Here is a 14796-nt window from a genome sequence, read left to right as displayed (position 1 = left end):
CGCACGAGCGTCGGCCCCCGCGGGCTCCCGCAGCCTCCCGCAGACCCACCCGAAGGGGATTCCGCATGTCCCGTAAGTCCCAGTACCGCTCCCGGCGAGCGGGAGTGCTGGCCGCCGTCGCGGCCGCCGCCGGCACGCTGAGCACCTTCGCCCCGGCCGGCGCCGTGGCCGGTGACCCGACGGCCGCCGGCTCGTACGCCTTCACCGCGCGCCTGGTGATCGGTGACAGCCTGCGGGCCTGCACCGGCGCGCTGATCGACCAGTACTGGGTGATCGGCGCCGCCTCCTGCTTCTCCGACGACCCGGCGCAGCCGCAGGCGTTGGCGGCCGGCGCGCCCAAGTGGGGGACCGTCGCCACGGTCGGCGCGAAGTCGGCCCAGGTGGTCGAGCTGGTGCCGCGGCAGGACCGCGACCTGGTGATGGCCCGCCTCGCGAATCCCGTGGAGGGCGTTGTGCCGCTGGCGGTCGCCTCCACCGCGCCGATGGCCGGGCAGTCGCTGCGGGTGCCCGGCTACGGGCGCACCAGGTCGGAGTGGATCCCGAACACGCCGCACACCGGCGCGTTCAGCCTCGACACGGTGAGCCCGACCGGTGTCGGCATCACGGGGACGGGCGGCGCGGCGGTCTGCAAGGGCGACACCGGCGCCCCGGCGGTCCGAGAGGTCAACGGTCGGGCCGAGCTGGTCGCCGTGGCGTCCCGTTCCTGGCAGGGCGGTTGCCTGGGCGTGCCCGCCACCGAGACCCGCACCGGCGCGTTCGCCACCCGGGTCGACGACCTCGGCCAGTGGGTCACCAACGTCCGGCACTCCACCCCGTCGGGGACCGTGGTGACGGCCTCGCCGTTCACCGTCGTGGACCCGGTCACCGGCCACCCGCTGACCTTCGTGCAGGACAGCGCCAACCACCTGTGGTCGGTCGATCCGAGGAACGAGGGCTGGCTCGACCTGGGCGGTTACGCCGCCGCCCGGCCCACCGCGATCGTCGACCCGGCCGACAACCACGTGAGGGTGTACGTCAACGGGCCGGACCACAAGCTCTGGTCCTACGACCGCACCACCGGTCAGTGGACCGCGTTCGTCCCCACCCCGTCGGGGACCGTGCTGGCCCCCGGCGCCGTGCCGCGCACGGTCGTCGACCCGGCCACCGGCAACCTGGTGACCTTCGTCCGTGACACGGCCAACCACCTGTGGTCGGTCGACCCGCAGGGCGAGGGCTGGTACGACTACGGCCCGCTGGCCGCCACCGATCCCGTCCCAGTGGTCAACCCGAACGACGGCCACATCGTGGTGTACGTCAACGGGCCCGACAACCGGCTGAACTCCATCGACCGCAAGGGCGCGGGCCGAGTCGAGTTCGTCCCGCCGACGATGGCCCCGGACGCCGTCCCCTCGACCGTGGTCGACCCGGCCACCGGGCACTTCACCACGTTCGTCCGTGACGCTGCCAACCACCTGTGGTCCGTCGACCCGTGGGGCCCGGGCTGGCGCGACTGGGGCGTGATGGCCGCCACCGACCCGGTCGCGGTCGCCGACAAGGACGGCAACCGGACCGTGGTGTACGTCAACGGCCCGAACAACCGGCTGCACTCGCTGGACTTCTCCACCGGGGCGTGGACCGAGTTCGACCCCACCCCGGCGGGCACCGCGCTGGCCGCGGACGCCGTCCCGCAGACCGTCCTCGACCCGGCCACCAAGCACCCGGTCACGTACGTACGGGATGTCAACAACACGCTCTGGTCGGTCGACCCGCAGGGCCCGGGCTGGGTCCGCTTCCACGGTGGCCCCTCCGCCCCCTGACCCGCGGCAGACCCGATGCGGCCCGCCCTGCCACCGGCAGGGCGGGCCGCAGTGCTCGCCGGGTCGTCGCGGAACCGGTGGAGCCGTCAGAGGCGCTCGGGCACCGGGTTGCCGACGGCCTCGATGGCCCGGCGGACCGGGACCTTGAGCAGGACGGCGAAGCCGATGACGAAGAAGACCAGCAGCGAGATGATCGCCGAGCGGTAGCTGCCGGTGAGCTGGTAGGCGAGGCCGAAGACGAGCGGGCCCATCCAGCTGGTGCCGCGGTCGCTGACCTTGTAGAAGCTGAAGTACTCGGCCTCCCGGCCGGGCGGGATGAGGTGGGAGAACAGGGAGCGGGAGAGCGCCTGGCTGCCGCCGAGGACCAGGCCGATCGTGCAGGCCAGGGCGTAGAACCAGGCGGGCTGGTGGGCGGGCATGAAGTAGCCGAGGGCGACGGTGACGGCCCAGCCGACCAGGGAGCCGAGGATGGTCCGCTTGGCGCCGTACCGGTGGGCTATCCGGCCGAGCAGCAGCGCGCCGCCGATCGCCACCACCTGGACCAGGAGCACGGCGGTGACCAGCGAGGTCTGGTCCATGCCGAGTTCCTCGCTGCCGTAGAGCGAGGCCTGGGAGACGACGGTCTGGATGCCGTCGTTGTAGCAGAGGAAGGCGGCGAGGTAGAGCAGGGTGAGCGGGTGCTTGCGCATCTCGCGCAGAGTCCGGGCGAGTTGGCGCAGGCTGCCGTCGGCCGGCCGGTCGGTCCCGGCCGGGTCGGTGGCCGGACGGGGGGCGATGCCCGCCCGGGAGGGCAGCCGCAACATCGGGACGACGGTGAACAGCGCCCACCACAGGCCGGCCGAGGCGAGGCAGATCCGGACGGCGGTGCCGGAGTCCAGGCCGAAGGCGTCGTGGCCCTGGAACAGCACCAGGTTGGCGATCAGCAGCAGTCCGCCGCCCGCGTAGCCGTAGGCCCAGCCCGTGGAGGAGACCTTGTCGCGCTCGTCGGGGGAGGCCAGGCCGGGCAGGTAGGAGTAGGAGAGCGCGACCGAGGTCGCGTACGAGATGTTGGCGACCACCAGCAGCGCGCCGCCGAGCAGGTAGCGGTCGCCGTCGAGGAGGAACATCCCCATCGTGGCGAGCGAACCGACGTACGCGAAGCCGCACATCAGCTCCTTGTGGCGCCCGGTGCGGTCGGCGACGGTGCCGGTCAGCAGCATCACCGCGACCGAGAGCAGCACGGAGAAGGAGACCGTGTACGGGAAGAACGATCCCGCGCGGATCGACAGGCCGAGCGGGTGCACGTTGCCGGCCGCGTCGGCGGCCTCCTTGGCGACGGTGGTCAGGTACGGGCCGAGGAACACCGTCAGGACGGTGGCCGAGAAGGCGGCGTTCGCCCAGTCGTTGACGTACCAGCCGAACTGCATCCGCCGCAGGGAGCGGGCGTCCTCGGCGGAGGCGGCGGAGGAAGCAGGGGAGGCGGAGGGGCCGGAGGCGGCGGAGGAGGCGGAGGCGGCCGCGTCGGCGGCCGTGGGGTCGGTCGGTGGGTCGTCCGGCAGGTGCGTCGCCGAGTTCGTGGAGCTCATGGGGTTCCCATCACCGTGCTGGAGCCCGTGCTGCCGTCCGTCCAGCAGCCGCGCTCGCCGAGGACGTCCCGCAGGACGTCGATGCGATCGGCCATGATGCCATCCACACCCAGGTCGAGGAGAGCCCTGATCCGTGTGGGATCGTCCACAGTCCAGACGTGCACCTGGAGCCCGAGCCGGTGGGCGGTGCGGACGAAGGCCCGGTCGACGACCCGGAGGCCCCGGTGCCGTTCCGGCACCTGTGCGCACAGCCCGGTGAAGGGCGCTCCCGGACGCCGGGACAGCGGACCGCGCGCGGACGACGGCAGGAACGGTTCGGCCAGCGAGCGCAGCCGTAGCCGGGCCACCTCGCGCGGGCCGAGCGAGGTGGCCAGCCGGGGCCCGGCGGCGGCCCGGACGGCGGCCAGCCGGGTGTCGGAGAAGCCGCCGACGCAGACCCGGTCCCAGGAGCCGGTCCGGCGGATCGCCTCGACCAGCGGCGCGACGGCCGGCGCGGCCTTGACGTCGATGTTGAAGCGGGCCCCGGGGAACGCGCCGAGCAGGTCCTCCAGCAGCGGCACCGGCTCGGTCCCGCCGATCCGGGCCCGCCTGACGCTCTCCCAGGGAAGCTCCGAGACGGCGCCGGTGCGGTCGGTGACCCGGTCGAGGCGCGAGTCGTGGAAGGCCACCAGCACGCCGTCGGCCGTCGCGTGCACGTCCGTCTCCAGGTAGCGGTAGCCGAGCGCGACGGCGGCCTCGAAGGCGGCGAGCGAGTTCTCGGGGCGCCCGAGGTCACCGCCCCGGTGTGCGAAGGCGAGCGGCCCGGGGTGGTCGAGGAAGGGGTGCATGTGCTGCTCCGAGCTGCGGGGAGGGGACCCGGCGGGCCCGCGAGGCCGGGATCCGTGGGCGTACCAGCGCGTTACAGTATTACGCACCCTGTCAAGCAGTAACGATCACCCGGCCCCGGGCCCAGGCTCCCGGCGTCCGCGCCCCGGTTCCGGCACGCGGCCCCCGCGCCCCGCCCCCCCCCCCCCCGGCGCACAGCACCCGCCGCTCAGCCGCCCGCCCCCGCGCGGGCGTCCCGGCGCATGCCGAGGATCTCCGCGACGGCCTCCAGCCAGCGCGCGAGCAGCTGGTCGCCGTCGACGGTGGTGACGGTGGTGGCCGCCGAGCCCAGCCAGTCGCGGGCGAGCCGGGCCGGCTCCGCCCCGGGCAGCGGTTCGGTGAGGTCCGCGGCGAAGCGGGCGCCGCCGCTGCGCACCACCTCGGCGAGGAAGGTGAGCGACCGGGGGAGCACCCCCAGCCGGTCGGCGGCCAGGGCGGCCGCGACGGCGCCCTCGCCGAACAGCGCGGCCCGGTGCGGCCCGGCGAAGGCCAGGCCGTAGCGGAGCATGGCGGACACGTCGAGCCGGAGCAGCTCGGCGTCGCCCTTGGGGCGGAAGCGGTCGTCGGGGCTCATCGGACCGTCACCGTGTAGGTGTTGCGCACGACCAGTTTCCTGTTCTCTTCGCCGGTGGTGGGGAGGTTGCAGTAACCGCGGAAGCAGTTGAGGAGGGTGACGGCGGTGGTCCCGCCGCCCTTGGCCTCGAAGGTGTAGAAGCGGGTGCCGCCGACGCCGTCCGAGGTCTTCGACTCCTTCGGGAGGTCGAGCTGCTCGTCGGCCAGGGCCGCGACCGCGGCGTCCGGTTTCGGGTCCGCGACGCTCCAGCGGTCCCCGGCCGAGGAGTTGTCCCGGACGGCGACCGTGAAGCGCTCACCGACGGTGAGGGTCACCGAGCGCTCCTCCGGGCCGAGCAGCCGGCCGCGGCTCGATCCGCTCGATCCGCTCGACCCGCCCGATCCGGCCTGCCCGTCCTGTCCGCAGGCCGTCAGCCCGACCGTCAGCCCGGCGGCGAGGACGGCCGCCAGCGCCGCCTTCCGCACCGGCCTCCTGGTGAACACCCTTGCCACCCCGGTCACTTCGGCATGTGGACGGCGTAGGCGGTGGGCAGCCGGTTGTCCGAGGCCCCGCCCATGCGGCCGTTGACGAAGTCGTCCTCGCTGACCCAGGTGGTGGTGCCCCACGGGTTGTAGATCTGCAGCATGTTGCCCTCCTGGCCGACGATCATCATGGCGTGGCCCGACCGCTTGCCGTCCTTGTCGTAGCCCTCCACCCCGACCGGCACCGGCTTGCCGTCGGCGACCGACTTCTCGATGTCCGGCAGCAGCTCGCGCCGGGAGTCGGCGTCCGGCATCTTCTTGTAGTCGAACTCGGCGCCGGTGTGCGGGCTGACCTCGTGCTCCAGCACCCTCTCCTTGCCGTCCGGCCCCATGCCGTCCCAGTTGTCGCCGCCGTCGCCCTCCTGGTGCACCCGGTGCTGCTCGGCGAGCAGTCGCCGCTGGAACGCCGCCGGGTCGTCCTCCTGGCCGGTCGGGCCGCCGGTCAGGTCCAGCGCGTAGAGCGGGTCTACCATCGCCCGGGCGGTGACGGTGGAGGAGGCGACGCAGGTGCCCTCGGTGTTCGCCTGCTGCCAGCGGGCGCCGTCGAAGGTCACCTCGTCCGTGTTCCGGTTGGAGCCGTCGTCGTTGGTCCCGCCGCTGGTGGTGTCGTCGTCCTCGGTGTGGACGGGCGTCAGGTGCGTCCGGAGCCACTCCGGGTCCTTGCCGTGGATCTTGCCCTGGAAGGTGCGGATCTCGTCCATGTTGTGACCGGCCGCCAGCGCCTTCATCAGATAGGCGCGCTCCTGCGGCGACTTGGAGTCGGCGAGCAGCTTCTCGAAGTCCGCCCGGTCCTTCTCGTTCATCTTGTCCAGGTACTCGCCGGACCGCTTCATGTCGTTGGCGGTCAGCAGCTCGTTAAGCTCGGTCGGACCGTCCGGACCGGAGGTCTCGGCCAGCACGATCTTGTCGGCGGCGGTGACCGCGTTGGTCTTCATCTTGCCCGCGCGGGCCTCGGAGGCCAGCTTGTTCAGGTCGCGGGCCGCGGCCCGGGCGGCCTCGTCGGCGTGCTTGGCGGCGGCCAGCATCGACTCGACGTACGGGGCGGCGGCCTGCTGGGCCTTCTTGCGCTCCGCCTCCTCGTCGTCGTACTCGACCATGTCGTCGAACCAGCCGTCCTCGCCGCCCAGCGAGCTCAGCACCTGCTGGAGCCCGGAGCGCGCGGCGCCGTCCTGGCTCTGGGCGGTGCGCAGCGCGTCCGCGAGGTGGAGCAGGGCTATCCCGCCGTTGTGGAGCGCGGTGGTCTGCTGGTCGACGGCCCGGGCGGCGGCGGCCACCACCTCGGCGGCCTTCGCGCCCGTCGAACCGGTCCAGACGTCCGGCAGCCCGGAGGTGGACACCGCCAGGACGTCCTGGTGGAGCTGGTTGGAGTCGGCGGCCGCGGTCTTGTAGCGGTTGCCGGTGGCCTCGATGGTGCCCACGTCCCCGACCGGGGCGTGCACCGCGAGGGCGCCCTTGATCGCGGAGATCAGGCCGTTCTTGCTGTCCGCCCCGCGGACGTCCTTCAGCCGTTCGCTCAGCGCCTTGCAGCGCTGGGTGGTGGATTCCCCTGCCATGGCGGCTCGTTCGCCCCCCTGTTTCCTTGCCCGTGGTGTGGTTCCTGCTGGTGCTGCTCGTTCTCACCGCTGCCCGTCGGCCGCTGCCGGCGGCCCGTCGGCCGTCCGTCGGCCGTCCGTCCGTCGGACGCCCGGCTCAGCCGAAGGGCCGGTACTCGCCGCTGCCCGCGGCCGCGAGGTCCTTCACCACGGTGCCGTCGGCCGACTGGTAACCGGCCGAGGAGCTCCGTACCTTCCCCGCCAGCTCGCTCAGCGCGCTCTTGATCGTCGCGCTCTCCGCCTGCCAGGCGCTGCTGAAGTTCTGGTACGCCGGGTCGACGTCCTCACCTCCGAACACGTCCGCGGTGTAGCACATCGGGTCGCTGATCGCCGTCCCGATCCTGCCCTCGTCGCCGGACGCCTTGTCCAGCGCCTTCGCCTGACCCTCGGCCCCGCCGGCCTGGATCGCGTACCCCGACCCCTGCGCCATGGTTCACCTCTCGTGCGTCCCCCGAGCCGTCCGCGCGACGGCGTCCGAGCACCATACGGGCCCTCCGGTGCCCGGGCAATTCGTATCGCGCCTGGTCGCAGCGGTGTTGCCGATTCATGACACACCGTCCACCATCCGGTGACCACCGCCGCCGGCGCCCCGTTCACGGCCCGCCCACGCCCAGCCCACGCCCCGTCCACGCCCCGTCCACGGCCGGTGCGGCGCCGAGCGACGGCTGCCGCCGGCGCCGCGCCGGCCCGGCGAGGGCACCGTCCTGTCAGCGCGGTGCCGGTGACCTGTCAGCGGTGACAGCGCCCTGTCCACCACCTGCAAGTGGCCCGTCCCAGGCTGGAGTCGAAACGAGGCAGACGACCCATGGGAGGTCACCATGTCGAACAGCACCCGGCCGGACTCCGACCCGCGCACCACCTCGGTCCTGGTCTCCGGCGCCGGGATCGCCGGCACCGCGCTCGCCTACTGGCTGAACCGCTACGGCTTCCACGTCACCGTCGTGGAGCGGGCCCCCTCGCTGCGCGGCGGCGGGCAGGCGGTGGACATCCGCGGCACCGCCCTGACGGTGGTCGAGCGGATGGGGCTGCTGGAGGAGGTCCGGGCCCGCCGGACCGGGCTGCTCGGGATGTCCGTGGTCGACGCGGACGGCCGAGAGCTGAACCGCAGCACCGAGTGGACGGCCAGCGGCGGGCCGATCGAGGGCCCGGACGTGGAGATCCTGCGCGACGAACTCGCCGAGCTGATCGTCGGAGCGGAGAAGACCGCCGAGGGCACCGGGGCCGCCGGGGCCGTCGGAGCAGCCGGAGCAGCCGTAACCGCGGGGAGCGCCGGGCCCGGCGTCGAGTACCGCTTCGACGACGCGATCGAGACCCTGGTGCAGCACCCGGAGGGCGTCGAGGTGCGGTTCCGCAGCGGCACCGAGCGCTCCTTCGACCTGGTCGTCGGCGCCGACGGCCTGCACTCGAACACCCGCCGCCTCGTCTTCGGCCCCGAGGCGGACTACCTGCACCCCATCGGCACCTACCTCGCCGGCTGGAGCGCGCCCAACCACCTCGGCCTCGACCGCTGGGAGGTCGCCTTCCGGGACAGCGCCGACCCGAACTGGTTCTGCATGGCGATGACCGTCCGCGAGAACAGCGAGCTGCGCGTCTTCGTCGGCTTCCACAGCGACGAGCCGCTCGACGACATGCTCCCGCGCGAGCCCGCCCGGCAGCGCGCGCTGGTCGCCGAGCGGTCCGCCCACGCCCGCTGGGAGGTGCCGCGCTTCCTCCGGGCGATGGAGGAGCCCGGGGCGTCCTTCCACTACGACGTCATCGCCCAGATCCGGATGGACCGCTGGTCCAAGAACCGCGTCGTCCTGCTCGGCGACGCCGGCTACTGCTGCTCCCCGGCCACCGGCCAGGGCACCAGCGTGGCCCTGACCGCCGCCTACGTCCTGGCGGGCGAACTGCACGCGGCCGACGGCGACCACCGCACGGCCTTCCCCGCCTACGAGCGGCGGCTGCGCGACCACGTGGCCGCGAACCAGGCGATCCTGGAGGTGACCGGGGACCGGAAGGCCCGGTCCGAGATGGTCACGAACCTCGGACTGGTCGACCCGAGGCTGGAGGCGCTCCACCAGGCGGCCCTCGCCTTCGACCTGCCGGACTACTGACCGGCCGGGCCGACGGGCCGTGCCCGGTCGTCGGGTACGGCCCGTCGGCCCGCCCGTCGGCCCGCCCGTCGGGCACGGCCCGTCCCGCGCCCCTACCGGGCGACGGGCGGGGAGAGCTCCGCGGCCAGCCGGCGCAGCTCGGGGCCGTACTCGGGATTGGCGAGCGCGGCGGCGAACTGGGCGCGCAGGTAGGCGGCGGGGTTGCCGGTGTCGTACCAGGTGCCGTCGATGACCTGCCCGTAGACCGCGCGCCGGGCCGCGTAGGCGTTGATGGCGTCGGTCAGGTACACCTCGTCCTCGGGCTTCTCGGCCCATCGGAGGGTCAGCTCGCGCAGCTCGTCGACGATGCCGGGGGTGATGACGTAGCCGCCGATCGCGGCGTAGGAGGAGGGCGCGTCGTCCGGCTTCGGCTTCTCGACCAGGCCGGTGATCCGCAGCGAGCCGCCGCCGAGGTCCTCCTTCACCACCGGCACGCCGTAGCGGTAGGAGTCCTCAGGCGCCATCGGCATCAGCGCGAGCACCGGCGCGTTGGTCTGCTCGTACGCCCGGATCAGCTGCTGCGCGCGGGGGACCTCGGCCACGAAGACGTCGTCGGGCCAGAGCACCAGGCAGGGCTCGTCGCCGAAGTGGCGGGCGGCGTTGAGCACCGGGGTGCCGTTGCCGTACGGGCCGTGCTGGTAGAGGTAGCTGATGTGGCCCTTGCGGGACAGCTCGCCGACCTCCTCGACCGCCGCCGCGAACGCCGTCTTGCCGTCCCGGCGCAGTTGCTCGACCAGGACGGGGTTGGGGCGGAAGTGCTCCTGGATCAGGCCCTTGTCGCCGTTCACGACGATGGTGATGTCGGTGATGCCGCTCTCGACCAGCTCCCGCACGGTGTGCTCGATCACCGGCTTGTCACCGACGGGCAGCATCTCCTTGGGGGTCGCCTTGGTCAGCGGCAGGAGGCGGGAGCCGAGCCCGGCGGCGGGGATGACGGCTCGGCGGATCGTCCTGGGGGCCATGTGACGCCCTCTCGTTTCGTCGGTGCTGCTGCTGCGCCGTGGTGACGCGGCGTTACGGTGCCGACGCTATCAAGGCCCGACCTGTCGTTAAGTGGACGGTCGGCGTACGGAAGTTGGCCCCCCGGCAGCCGTCCGGCGGTGCCGTGGGCGGGGAGGAGCGAGCCGCCGGACCGGGCCCTTTTTGCTCCCGGCTCGTTGCCCACGGTGTCAGACCACCAGAGGACGACCACCGGAGGTTCCCCATGACGGACGAGCCGGAGACGCCGAACGAGCCCGAGGCGAAGGACGGGCCCGAAGCGCCGGACGGCGCCGAGCCGGACTGGCCCGAGCTGCCGCCGTACCGCAGCTACTCCTGGGAGGACGAGGAGGGAGCCGTCCACATCACCCTCTACCCCGGCGAGGAGGAGGCCGACGAGGAGCGCAAGGCCGCGTTCCGGGCGAGGGGCGCCCGGATGCTGGCCGACCTGATCACCGACCGGGAGGCGGAGCACACCCCGCCGTACCCCGGCCTGCCGAACCTCCGCCTGATCCGCGGCGGGGGCGGATCCTCCTGAACACCCGGCGGCCGCACGGCCCGGTGCGCGGCCGCCGTACGGCCGTACGGCCGCCCGCTCAGCCCTTGCCGCCCGCCTTCAGCACCTGGGCCGCGGCCACGCCCGCCGCGCTGAAGCCGTGCCCGCCGCCCTCGACCTCGGCGGCGACGGCGAGGTCCCCGCGGTAGGCGATGAACCAGCTGTTGTTGTTCTGCCCGCCGGCCTCGACGGTGCCGGTCTTGGCGCCGATCTGGCCGGACAGGCCGGCCATCGGGGTGCGGGCGGTGCCCTGGGTGGCGGTCCTGGCCATCATGGCGCGCAGGTCCCGGGCGACGTCGGCCGGGAGCCTGCCGGGCGCCGTCGCCCGCTTGGCGTCCTCGCGCAGCACGGGCTGGCGGAACGTTCCGCTCTGCACGGTGGCGGCGACCGACGCCATCAGCAGCGAGTTGACCTGGATCTGGCCCTGGCCGATGTACTGGGCCGCGGCCTCGTCCTTGTTCCCGGGCGCCGGGATGGTGCCGTCCCGGCTCGGGATGCCGATGTGCCACTCCAGGCCGAGGCCGAACTGCTCACGGGCCACCTTGCCGAGGGCGCCGGGCTGGAGCTTCTCCAGGCCCTTGTCGATGAAGCCGGTGTTGCAGGAGTGGGAGAAGTCGTCGGCGAGGGTGTAGTCCGGGAAGTCGCCGCGCTCGTCGTTGTGCCAGGCGCGCGGGGAGTAGGTGGTGTCCTTGCAGGGCACCACGGTGTCCGGGGTCACCCCGGCCTCCAGCAGGGCGGCCGAGGTGATCACCTTCATCGTCGAGCCGGGCGCCTGACCGCCGGCGACCGCCCGGTTGAAGCCGCCCTGCGGGGCGCTCGCGATCGCCAGGATGTTGCCGGTGCTCGGCTGGACGGCCACCAGCGAGGCCGGATTGCCGTTCGCCGACTGCTGTTTGACCGCGTCCTCGGCGACCTGCTGGAGGTCGGCGTCCAGGGTGAGCCTGACCTGCGGGGCGCTCGACGGCGTCAGCACGAACAGCTGCTCCGGCTCGCCGCCGGTCCCGCCGGCGTTCGAGAGCACCACGGCCCGACCGGTGGCGACGGCGGCGCCGTCCGGCGGGGCGATCTGGGGGAGGACGGCGCGCAGTGACGGGAAGGCGTCCAGCGGCCGGCCCTTGCGGTCGGTGGGCTTGGACACCGGGTTGGGCAGCGCCCTCACCCCGATGGTCGTCCCGGTGGTGAGCCTGGGGTGGACCACGGAAGGCCGCCAGCGCACCACCGGCCGCCCGTCCTGGGACCGGACGAAGCTCAGCACGCTGTCGTACTCCCAGGCGTCCGGGGTGCCCTCGAACTCCGCCTTCACCCGGAACCCGAGGGCCGGCTCGCTCGAGCTGTCGGTCTGCGCCCGGCCCGTCCCGGTCAGGGCGAGCGAGCGGGCGCCCACCTGCTGCTGGAACGACGTCAGCGCGGCGCGGGCGCTCTCCGGGCGGTCCGTCAGACCGGCGGCGGCCGTGACGTCACCGCGGCTCCAGGCCGCCAGGAACTCCCTGGCCGCCGACTCGGCCTGCTCGGCGGTCGGCGGGACCTGCGGGGCCTGCGCCGCGGCGCTGGAGCCCTGGCCGCCGCCGGAGGGGCCGTTGTCCGTCACGGCGTTCATCACGTTGTAGGCGCCGTAGCCGCCGACCGCCAGCAGGGCGGTGAAGACCCCGCCGACCGCCACCAGCACGATCCGGCGCCTGGCCGAACCGCGCGGGGCACCGTCGCCGTCGCCGTCCCCGTCCTCGGCGTAGGCGTCACGGGCGTCGTACGGGCCGTCGTCGTCAGCGAGCTCGTCGTATCCCTGGTAGGCCCCGTGGCCGTCCGGCCCGTGGAACCCGTCGTCGTGCACGTGGTCCTCGCCGTGCCAGTGATCGTCTTCGTGCCAGTGGTCCTCGTCGTGCCGGCCGTCCTCGTCGTGCCGGCCGTCCTCGTCGTGCCGGCCGTCCTGGTCGTGCCGGTCGTTCCTACGCTCCCCGGACATGGTTCCGTCCCCCCTGCGATCCCGTGTGTGCTGCGGGCACGCCCCCTCCGGCATGTCGGCCCGCCGGCCCGATGACCGGACGAAGGTCCGTTCGGGCGCGGATCAGCCTATGCCGGACCACCGGACCGGTCGACGGCGGGACGGCCCGCCCGGCGCTCGGCCGGGCGGGCCACCGGGGCCGGGCCCCGGGGCCGGTCAGGCCCAGGGGTCGGTGAAGGAGCGGCCCGGGACGGGCTTGGCGACCAGGGCGATGGCGGTGAAGAAGTTGACCTGGCCGATGGCGAGCATGAGCGTGGTCAACGCCTTGTCGTCGTAGTACCCGGCGACCTCGGCGTACAGCGCGTCCGACACCCGCTCACCGCGGGGGTTGGGCTGGAGGACGGCCTCGACCAGGGCGAGCGCGGCGCGCTCGGGGGCGGTGAACCAGGGGGAGTCCTGCCAGCCGGCCACCGAGGCGATCCGCTCCTCCGACTCGCCGGCCTTGCGCAGGAAGCCGGTGTGCAGGACGGTCAGGTAGGTGCTGCCGGCGATCTGGCCGGCCCGCAGCTGGATCAGGCTGATGGTGCTGCGGGGGACCGAGTGGTTGCCGGTCGCCTTGAACAGGGCGGCCGAGACCTCGGAGATCTCGGGGACGAGCTCCACCGGGTCCTGGGCCATGCGCGGGCGCAGCGGGATCTCGGCGGTGATCGGGCGGGCGTTCATCGTGGCGTTCCTCTTCTCGCGGGTGAACCGTGCGGTCACCGGTCCGACGGATCGCGGCGCGGATGTGTGACAGCCGGAGCCCGTTTTCCTCGAATTGCGTCGAACGCCGTCCGACGCTATTCGACGCCGCCCCCGGGGCCCTGCCTCAGCCCAGTACCGCCGGCGTCGGCCCGTCCGGCCGCACGGTGATGCTGTACGCCGCCCCCGCGGGCCGCGACCGGAACGCCAACCGCCCCATCGGCAGCAGGAGTTCCAGCAGTGCCGTGGTCTCGCGCAGTGCGAACTGGGTGCCCAGGCAGGCGCGGGCGCCGAGGCCGAACGGGAAGTAGGCGCCGAGCTGCCCCGGGCGGTCCGCGCCGGGGGCGAAGCGGGCGGGGTCGAAGCGTTCCGGGTCGGGCCACAGCGCCGGGTCGCGGTGGGTGAGGTACGGGCAGACCAGTACGTCCGTCCCGGCGGCGATGCGGTGCCCGGCGACGACGTCGTCCTCGACGGCGTGCCGGGGGAGCAGCCACGCGGAGGGGTAGAGCCGCAGCGTCTCGCTCACCAGGGCCTGCGGATCGGCCGTCCGGGCCCCGGGGTGGCGGTCCAGCAGCAGGAAGAGCCAGGTGAGCGTGGTGGCGGTGGTCTCGTGGCCGGCGACGAGCAGGGTGACCAGCTCGTCGCGGATCAGCCGGTCGGTGTACTCGGGGTACTGCTCGCCCGCCTCGATCAGCGTCCGCAGCACGCCGGGCTCCTCGGTCGGCCCGGCCGAGCGTGCCGCGTCGATCGCCGCGTGGGCCACCGCGTCGATCCGGGCGAGGTCCCCGGCGACGGCGTCCCGGGCGTCCGCCGCGTTGGTCGGCAGTGTCGGCATCGCGGCCACCACCCGTTCCACCGCGCGGAGTTCGCGATCCGTCCGGTCATCCAGCGGCAGCCCGGTGAGCGCCCGCCAGACGGTGTCCAGGGCGAAGCCGCGCATCTCCTCGCCGACGTCGAAGGTCTCCCCGGTGCGCCGGTACCCCTCCCAGCGGTCGGCGGTCCGACGGGCCGCCGCGGCGATCCGCCCCTCGTAGCGGCGCATCCCGGTGCCGGTGAACTGCGACTGCAGCAACCGGCGTTGACGCTTCCAGGCGTCTCCGGTGGCGGACAGCACACCGTCCCCGACGAGCATCCGGGCGCGGTGCGAGCGCTTGACGTACCGGTCCGGGTGGCGGCCCAGGACGTGCTGCACCGCGGCCGGGTCGGTGACCAGGACGGTCGGCGTCGGGCCGAGCCGGAAGGCGGCGACGCCGCCGACGCCGCGCTGCGCGCGGGCCAGCAGGTCGACGAGCTCGGCCTCCTCGGCCCGCCACTGCTCGACGACCTCGGCGGCCAGCTCCGGTACCGGGCGGGTGTCCGTGCTCACGGTTCGGGGTCCTTCCGTTCTGCTGACGGTTCGTCCGTTCCGGGACGACTGTAGGCCCTGACCGTCCGGGGGTTGCACCGAACGGGTGGCGGGCCCGGCGGGGGGCAGCGCGGCGGCCCGCCCGGCCGTACGCGCACGGATACCGTGCGGCGGGGGCGACCGGCCCCCT

13 protein-coding genes are annotated in these 14796 nt (G+C 73.8%); 3 read left to right on the top strand and 10 right to left on the bottom strand.

Annotated features, from left to right (window positions below):
- The first annotated feature begins 65 nt into the window (after positions 1-65).
- Positions 66-1796, top strand: a complete 1731-nt coding sequence (locus ACZ5GH_RS04285) for a trypsin-like serine protease (protein ID WP_464333473.1) — start codon at positions 66-68, stop codon at positions 1794-1796.
- A gap of 86 nt (positions 1797-1882) precedes the next feature.
- On the opposite strand, the gene ACZ5GH_RS04280 is transcribed toward ACZ5GH_RS04285, so the two are convergent.
- The 6 genes from ACZ5GH_RS04280 to ACZ5GH_RS04255 all read right to left on the bottom strand — a co-directional run bounded on the left by ACZ5GH_RS04280 (position 1883) and on the right by ACZ5GH_RS04255 (position 7342).
- A complete protein-coding gene (locus ACZ5GH_RS04280) occupies positions 1883-3202 on the bottom strand; it encodes an MFS transporter (RefSeq protein WP_464336794.1) in 1320 nt (439 codons plus the stop codon).
- 155 nt (positions 3203-3357) lie between these two features.
- Entirely contained in the window at positions 3358-4188 is an 831-nt protein-coding gene (locus ACZ5GH_RS04275; RefSeq protein WP_464333472.1) for a glycerophosphodiester phosphodiesterase, read from the bottom strand.
- A 206-nt stretch (positions 4189-4394) separates the two neighbouring features.
- A complete protein-coding gene (locus ACZ5GH_RS04270; protein ID WP_464333471.1) occupies positions 4395-4799 on the bottom strand; it encodes a hypothetical protein in 405 nt (134 codons plus the stop codon).
- The gene (locus ACZ5GH_RS04265; protein WP_464333470.1) at positions 4796-5281 is read right to left on the bottom strand and encodes a protease inhibitor I42 family protein; all 486 of its coding nucleotides are present in this window, start codon (positions 5279-5281) and stop codon (positions 4796-4798) included. Before ACZ5GH_RS04265 ends, ACZ5GH_RS04270 begins: the two co-directional genes overlap by 4 nt.
- A 14-nt stretch (positions 5282-5295) precedes the next feature.
- Positions 5296-6873 carry a peptidoglycan-binding protein gene (locus ACZ5GH_RS04260; protein WP_387747186.1) on the bottom strand — a complete coding sequence of 526 codons (1578 nt, stop codon included), beginning with the start codon at positions 6871-6873 and terminating at the stop codon, positions 5296-5298.
- A 136-nt stretch (positions 6874-7009) separates the two neighbouring features.
- Positions 7010-7342 (bottom strand): hypothetical protein, encoded by a 333-nt coding sequence (locus ACZ5GH_RS04255; RefSeq protein WP_387747188.1) that lies wholly within the window; start codon positions 7340-7342, stop codon positions 7010-7012.
- Positions 7343-7730: 388 nt separating this feature from the next.
- On the opposite strand from ACZ5GH_RS04255, the gene ACZ5GH_RS04250 reads away from it, so the two are divergent.
- On the top strand, positions 7731-9008 hold the full coding sequence (locus ACZ5GH_RS04250) for an FAD-dependent monooxygenase (protein WP_464333469.1): 1278 nt from the start codon (positions 7731-7733) through the stop codon (positions 9006-9008).
- A gap of 92 nt (positions 9009-9100) precedes the next feature.
- Here ACZ5GH_RS04250 and ACZ5GH_RS04245 read toward each other — a convergent pair whose 3' ends face one another.
- Entirely contained in the window at positions 9101-10009 is a 909-nt protein-coding gene (locus ACZ5GH_RS04245; protein ID WP_387747192.1) for a UTP--glucose-1-phosphate uridylyltransferase, read from the bottom strand.
- Positions 10010-10251: 242 nt separating this feature from the next.
- On the opposite strand from ACZ5GH_RS04245, the gene ACZ5GH_RS04240 reads away from it, so the two are divergent.
- Entirely contained in the window at positions 10252-10563 is a 312-nt protein-coding gene (locus tag ACZ5GH_RS04240) for a hypothetical protein (RefSeq protein WP_464333468.1), read from the top strand.
- A 58-nt stretch (positions 10564-10621) separates the two neighbouring features.
- Here the strand turns inward: ACZ5GH_RS04240 and ACZ5GH_RS04235 are convergent, their stop codons facing one another.
- The 3 genes from ACZ5GH_RS04235 to ACZ5GH_RS04225 form a co-directional block, all read right to left on the bottom strand.
- The gene (locus tag ACZ5GH_RS04235; protein WP_464333467.1) at positions 10622-12541 is read right to left on the bottom strand and encodes a penicillin-binding transpeptidase domain-containing protein; all 1920 of its coding nucleotides are present in this window, start codon (positions 12539-12541) and stop codon (positions 10622-10624) included.
- A gap of 195 nt (positions 12542-12736) precedes the next feature.
- Positions 12737-13243: a carboxymuconolactone decarboxylase family protein gene (locus ACZ5GH_RS04230; protein ID WP_464333466.1), complete on the bottom strand. Its 507-nt coding sequence runs from the start codon at positions 13241-13243 to the stop codon at positions 12737-12739.
- Between the two features lie 145 nt (positions 13244-13388).
- A complete protein-coding gene (locus ACZ5GH_RS04225) occupies positions 13389-14627 on the bottom strand; it encodes a cytochrome P450 (RefSeq protein WP_464333465.1) in 1239 nt (412 codons plus the stop codon).
- Between the last annotated feature and the right edge of the window lie 169 nt (positions 14628-14796).

The organism is Kitasatospora sp. Xyl93 (assembly GCF_055383135.1).
This window is presented reverse-complemented; position numbering and strand designations above follow the sequence as displayed.